We start from the raw sequence: 5,992 nt of genomic DNA, 5'->3' as shown, positions 1-5,992 counted from the left end.
CTGGCAGCGGACTGGTTGCCGGAGAGGATCCCGTACTGCCCCGAGCTGTGCTGATCCGTGGCCGAGGCCGCTCCGGCGCCGAGGACGAGAAGTCCTCCCGCGAACAGGGCGCCGTACAGGCCCCTGCGTAGGTTTGCGTGCATGACTCTTCTTCTCCTGAATGAATGGTGGGTCCACCACACGGTGGACATTGGCCTCATGCTGCCGTTCCGGCAGCCGGGGCCCATTCAGTCGGGAGAAGAACCTGGATCGTGGGCAATGGAAGCGGGCAGGACCCAGCCGGCGGGCAGCCGGGCCCCAAGACGGAGCAGTTGCGGCTGGACTCCAGCCGAGGGAAGAACAGCAGCAGGCCCGGACCCTAGGCCGACACCTCCGCTGCTGCCACCGGTCAAAGCGCCGCGGCAGGGCCAAGGGCCAGGGCCAGCGGGCGTGTTGGCTGGCATCACCGCTCGCCTCAGGGTCTGGGCCCCGCCAGAAATTGACAGAGCGGGGACAGGTCCCGCCGCGGTCCGGTCACCTGACCGCAACGACGGCGACGCGGCCAGAGCGGACAGGACTGGGCCGACGACGGGCAGTTTGACGACGGGCCCGACAGAGACCGGCACAGCTGGCCTTGGAGTGCCGACAGCGTGATCAGCGGAGGGGGCCACCAGCCGGGGGTCCGCTGCCGGGGTCGTGGCTGTGGCCGTTACGCCGTGGGCGGTAGCAACGATTGGAGCTGCGATGTTCGGTGCAACCGCGACGGCTTCCGCTGCGGTGGCACCGACCAGGCTGCTGGCGGTGCCGATCGCGCTTGCCACGGGAGTGATGTTCGGTGCAACCGCGACGGCTTCCGCTGCGGTGGCACCGACCAGGCTGCTGGCGGTGCCGATGGCGCTGGCCACGGGAGCCGTGACGTCAGCGACCGATGGGGAGGCCGATGCCGTCGTTCCCACTGCTTGTGCCGATGTCCGGTTGATTTGGTCGGTAAGGGACGAAACCGCCGAGGCTTCCGGCACCGGCGCGGATGCAGGGTCGGATCCGTGGGCGAGCGGAGCCGTGACGAGCCCGGTGGCCGCCGTTGACGGCGGCCCTGCAGGCGCGGGAACGGGCGTTGCCGGGGCAGCGGGAGCAGCACTGAGGGGCTGATCCGCTTTGGCTACAGTGCCCGAAACCGTGTTCACCGGGTTGGATATGGTGTCACCGAGCGTACCGAATCCAGCCGCATCGGCGGCTGCAGCACTTAGAAGGCTCAGGACGGCCCAGCTGATGGCAGCAAGAGGGACGAGCAGAAGCCACCGCCACACCCTCGGGCTACTCGTCGCCGGATGCCGACCCACGGACTCCCCCGCTCTGCCAGACTGCCGTGTCCCTCTAGGGCACGATCTTGAGTGCCCCGAGCCGAATCTTCGCCGTGAGTGTAACACCGGAGGACAGGACCCATCTAGGTCCAGCATCCGAGCACTGGCTATGAGGACCTTGAGCGTGGTTCGGCGTTGGAGGTAGTACGAGCCCGCAGCCGAAAACAACGAAAGAAGAAGTCCCCGAGGCATGGACAGGGCCGGAGCGCAACGCAGGCACCGGTCAGGACCGCAGGGCACAGCCCGGGCACAGCGAGAGACCCACATAACAGGGCGCAGCCCTGGCCACGTCTGCGGAGCCAGGCAGCCGGGCTCCCATCCCCGGGCTTGGGCCGAGCACCGCGAGGCGCCGACGTCTCCGGAGGCCCGGCCTCAAAACCTTCCCGGGCCTTCTGATTGCCCCTGTCCCTTTCCAGCCCCCGCTGCACCAGAGTAGCTTGGGCCTCCACCCCTTCTTGGGGGGCTGCCGACGCAGCCAGGGCCTCCTTCCGGTATCGCCAGCGCTGCCCTGACGGGGTTGAAGAGAGATCATGCACAGAATCAGCAGGGCAGGAAGGACGCAGGCATAGCGCTCGACCAGCTCTATGTCATCGGAGGGATCGACCCGAGCCCGTTCGCCACAGCATGGGTCTCGTCCCCGCACGTAAGCGGCCATGCCCGGGGCCTGCTCAATGAAGCCCACCACGCCCAGGAGGCGGACGAGCGCTACGGATACGAGGCCGCCCTCCCAGCGCCCGGCCTGCGCACGCCCCTCGGTCGGGGCTCGGGTCTTCAGCCTCGCGCTCAGCTCCGCGCCCGGCCACCGGGCAGCTGTTCAGGGCCCGGGATGCCGTGCTCTGAGAGGTACCGGGCGAGTTCGGCCGGGAGCCACCGCGGCAGCTGCGCCACGGCGTCCATGCAGAGGCCGAACTGGGGATGGTCCGTCAGTCGCTGCAGGTCTTCAGGAGTCGGTTCCGTCAGCAGCGGCTCCAAGAACTGAGGCCTTTCGCCGGACGTGCGCTTCACGAGCATCGCTGCGCCTTGGCCTTCGTGGGCCAGGGTGCCTTGCACGAGCCAAGTCCCATCGTAGTAGAGGCTCAGGTAAGGCCGATTCTGGCCGCGGCCGCCCGTGTGGAGGGTGTCGGGGACGGGCGTATCGGGGTCGTTCCGTATGGTCATGGGCCACTTGCCTGAGTCCTTGATCCTCTTGGCGAACGAGGCGATGAGGGGTTCGAGTTCGCCGACTACTTCGAGCCCTTGCTGGTAGCGGCGGTCCTGCTCGGTGATGGGATCATCCTCTGTCGGCATAGAACAATTGTGGCACCCGGTCCGGGGCCGAAGGCGAGCTCGAGGAGTACGAGGTCTACCGGCTCGCATAGCCTGGAGCTGTGACGCCCCAGACCCCGACCGTGGCCCAATCGCGGTCCTGAGTCCGGCATCCGGTGGTCCCACGGCGCCGAAGCGTCCGTGGCGCGCCTGGTTCGAGCACCACAGCGACTTGGAGCAGGGTTCGGAAATGCGGTCGTCGGGTAAGCCCCGTTTGCTGGAGCACACCATTCGGTTGCATGCCAGACCGGAGCGCATGCACGCGCCTCCGTCACTCATCGGCCCCACGCGGACGCGTGGGCCCTCAAGGGAATATCGAGGATCATGGCAGAACAGGACCACAAGCAGCAAGGCGGATGGCTTCCGGAGCACGAGGACCTCGAGGCGTGGCTCCAGGGGCATGCGGAGCGCACGGCAGACTCCGACGCGGAGGGCCTATGGCACCCTGCCGTGCAGCAGTTCCACGAACTCGTGACCTCGGATTCGACCCTCCGCATGTACGCGACGCAGATGATCGAGCAGGTGCCCTCCTCGAAGCCGTACCAGCAGCGGCACCTGCACAGCTTCGAGCAGATGCTGTCACTGGTCAACGCCGTCCTGGCCACGGCGCCGGAGTTCAGCGAGGGGTCGACGATCACAACCCCGATGGCCGGCATCCTCGACTGGACCATGGGCACTCCCGCCGGCTTCGCGTTCTACCGCGACCCGCGCGTAAACGAGGGCCTCAAGGACATCCTCAACGCCTGGCACGCCTTCCTCGACAGCGACAAGTCCCTCTACGTGCTGAACGAGTCGGACACCGGGTGGAAGAGCGATAAGGCCCAGCAGGCGGTCGGGATGAACCAGTTCGCCCACGACCCAACTGGCCCGCACTGGGGATTTACGTCCTGGAACGACTTCTTCACCCGGCGCTTCGCCGACGGGCAGCGGCCGGTGAACGGCGCCAACGACGACCGGGTGATCGTCAGCGCCTGCGAGTCGACGCCATACAAGCTCAGCACCGGCGTGCAGCGCCGGGACGAGTTCTGGGTCAAGAGCCAGCCCTACTCACTCCAGGAGCTGCTCGCGAACGACCCGGCCGTCGATCAGTTCGTCGGCGGGACCGTCTACCAGGCGTTCCTCAGCGCCAGGAACTACCACCGTTGGCACAGCCCGGTCGCGGGCACCGTGGTCCGTGCCTTTGTGCAACCAGGGACGTACTTCTCCGAGGCAGAGTCGGAAGGCGCCGACGCCGTGGAACCGACCAATTCACAAGGTTATCTCGCCCACGTGGCCAGCCGCGCCATCATTCTGATTGAGGCGGACAACCCGGCGATCGGACTCGTCGCCGTCGTGCCGGTCGGGATGGTCGAGGTCTCCTCCTGCGTGATCGGCGAGCACGTGGTCCCCGGACGCCACCTCGAGAAGGGCGACGAGCTCGGCTACTTCCAGTTCGGCGGCTCCACAGAGTGCGTGGTCTTCCAGCCCGGAGCCGTCGAGTCCTTCGCCCTACAGGCCATCCCGCAGACCGCCACCTCACCCGTGCACGTCCGCTCCCACCTGGCCACCGCTGCCCCCGGCCGCCCTGGCGAAAGCCACCGACAAGGCTGACGCCGCCGGGGCTGCCCCGAGGTGTGGGGTCCAGCGACTGCAGCCCCGGGTCGGGTGCTGTGGAGTGTTGGTAATGCTTCACTGTCTGGCCCGGGGCGTGTTGCTGAACGGTGCTAGGCCGGGTCTTCTGCATGGCCCTCCCCAGATCTGTCCGTCCTTCCGTCTTGAACGGGGTCGGCTCGAGGTCAGGCTTCTTCGAGGGCTTCGCCGAAGGCCTTGAAGGCGCTGTTCCGCGAGCTCCGGGACGGGAGGTGGCCGACAGCCAGGATTCCGGCGAGCGGCCATTCGATGATCCCGGCCGCCGCGAGCACCCCAACACCGCCGAGGAACGCCAGGTCGTCCGTGGGCGGGAGGGTGAGCGCGATCCCAGCCCTTCGACGTTGATGGTGATAATGCGGTGGTCTCGGGCCCTGCGGGCGGGATCCCTGAAGTCGCCACCCTCTGACGTTATGTCTGGTCATCCGGCATGGCCGCCTCCCGGCACCCTGTGCCCGCCACGGAGCGGGCCCTGACACTTCTCGGCGCTAATGAAGTCGCCGGGCATTGCCGAACTGTAGAGCCTGCGCTGATCAGCGACTCGCGAAGCACCCACCTTGTGGACCATCTGGCTCTCCAACGAGCCGGCAAGATGGGCTTCAGCCGGGCATTCGCCGCTCGCAAGGACCACTCTTACTCAAGCCGGCTGGCATCCGCGGGGTGCGGCCAGCAGTCCACAACAGACATTCCGGCGCGACATCCGGCGCCCGCGCTAACTCGAGCAACTCCACGACGGCGAGATCAAGCTTCCTGCCCACCTCGATGATGTTCAACCACCTTCGGCGTCAGCCGCTCGCACCGATCAAACGCTCCCAGCTCGACGCCGAATCCGTCGCCGCATGGGTGCTCATCGTGGTCGTTCTGGCCGTCGTCGGGGTGGTGACTGCCTCGGTGCATCTGGGGTCGGCCCTGTCTGACGACGGCCAGCGGCTCCCCGCCAACCCGTTCGAGCTGGTCTTCCGCCTGCTGACTCGCAAGGTGACGTGGCCGCCGTCGTCCACATGGGTGCTCGCCGCGTTGGTGGCTCTCATCACGAGACTCGCCGTCGTCGGAGCTGTATGGCATTTCGGTGATCGCCGCCGCCGAGACCGGGGTGTTCGCGCTCAACGACGGCGACCACATCCTCACGCCCGCCTCCGGGGTAAACACTGGGATCAACTTCCAGCCCGTCGGCGGCGCCAAGGCCGCCATCAACGGCGACTTCGTCCTCACCGCCTCCGAGGTCCAGCGTCATCCAGGCCCTGCGCAAGGGCGGGATCGACATCGTCGAGCTCCACAGCCACAGGCCCACGGAACAGCCCCGACTGTTCTACATGCACTTTTGGGCCGTCCACGACGGCGCCGAGCTCGCCAAAGCCCTCCGCCCGGCCCTCGACGTCACCAACCTCAAACCCGTCAGCTAAACTTCCATCGCCCCGACAACAGACGGCCACGGCACCGAACCACGGATGCCGCGGCCGCCTGCGTAACCTGAATCCCAGTTCTACCGGACGAACCCACCAACAAGATCTGCAGGGGCGAACCACGAAACATCCGTTCCACGGCCATAGTCCGCAACCAAACGCGGCAGATCCCTGTGCCCACCGTGCCCACGAGACCTGCCAACGAGCTGAGTCGGAGCATTCGAACCGCGCATGGCGCTCGTGCCCACAATGCGTACACGACCCGCCCCGAGGCCGCCGGTAAACGACGAAACCCCACGCTGACGTGGGGTTTCTTGG

The 5,992-nt window shown here is 67.2% G+C and carries 3 protein-coding genes and 1 pseudogene; 3 read left to right on the top strand and 1 reads right to left on the bottom strand.

Features of this window, described 5'->3' with window-relative positions:
* Window positions 1–723 precede the first annotated feature (723 nt).
* A complete protein-coding gene (locus LF262_RS16755) occupies window positions 724–1,128 on the top strand; it encodes a hypothetical protein (protein ID WP_235781549.1) in 405 nt (134 codons plus the stop codon).
* A 995-nt stretch (window positions 1,129–2,123) separates the two neighbouring features.
* Here LF262_RS16755 and LF262_RS16750 read toward each other — a convergent pair.
* Window positions 2,124–2,627, bottom strand: a complete 504-nt coding sequence (locus tag LF262_RS16750; RefSeq protein WP_235781548.1) for a hypothetical protein — start codon at window positions 2,625–2,627, stop codon at window positions 2,124–2,126.
* A gap of 342 nt (window positions 2,628–2,969) precedes the next feature.
* Here LF262_RS16750 and LF262_RS16745 point away from each other — a divergent pair, with 342 nt between their 5' ends.
* Window positions 2,970–4,235, top strand: coding sequence for a phosphatidylserine decarboxylase family protein (locus tag LF262_RS16745; protein WP_235781547.1), 1,266 nt, complete (start codon window positions 2,970–2,972; stop codon window positions 4,233–4,235).
* A gap of 1,189 nt (window positions 4,236–5,424) precedes the next feature.
* Window positions 5,425–5,674: pseudogene (locus LF262_RS17200) on the top strand (DUF1259 domain-containing protein).
* The last annotated feature ends 318 nt before the right edge of the window (window positions 5,675–5,992 follow it).

Origin of the sequence: Sinomonas notoginsengisoli, assembly GCF_021554725.1 — a bacterium.
Taxonomy (GTDB): domain Bacteria; phylum Actinomycetota; class Actinomycetes; order Actinomycetales; family Micrococcaceae; genus Sinomonas; species Sinomonas notoginsengisoli.
Note: the sequence above shows the minus strand (reverse complement) of the source record. Positions and strands in the feature narration are given on the sequence as shown.

Coding starts and splice junctions, on each gene's coding strand:
- LF262_RS16745 (WP_235781547.1), top strand. CDS start 2,970: ATGGCAGAACAGGACCACAAGCAGCAAGGCGGATGGCTTCCGGAGCAC.
- LF262_RS16750 (WP_235781548.1), bottom strand. CDS start 2,627: ATGCCGACAGAGGATGATCCCATCACCGAGCAGGACCGCCGCTACCAG.
- LF262_RS16755 (WP_235781549.1), top strand. CDS start 724: ATGTTCGGTGCAACCGCGACGGCTTCCGCTGCGGTGGCACCGACCAGG.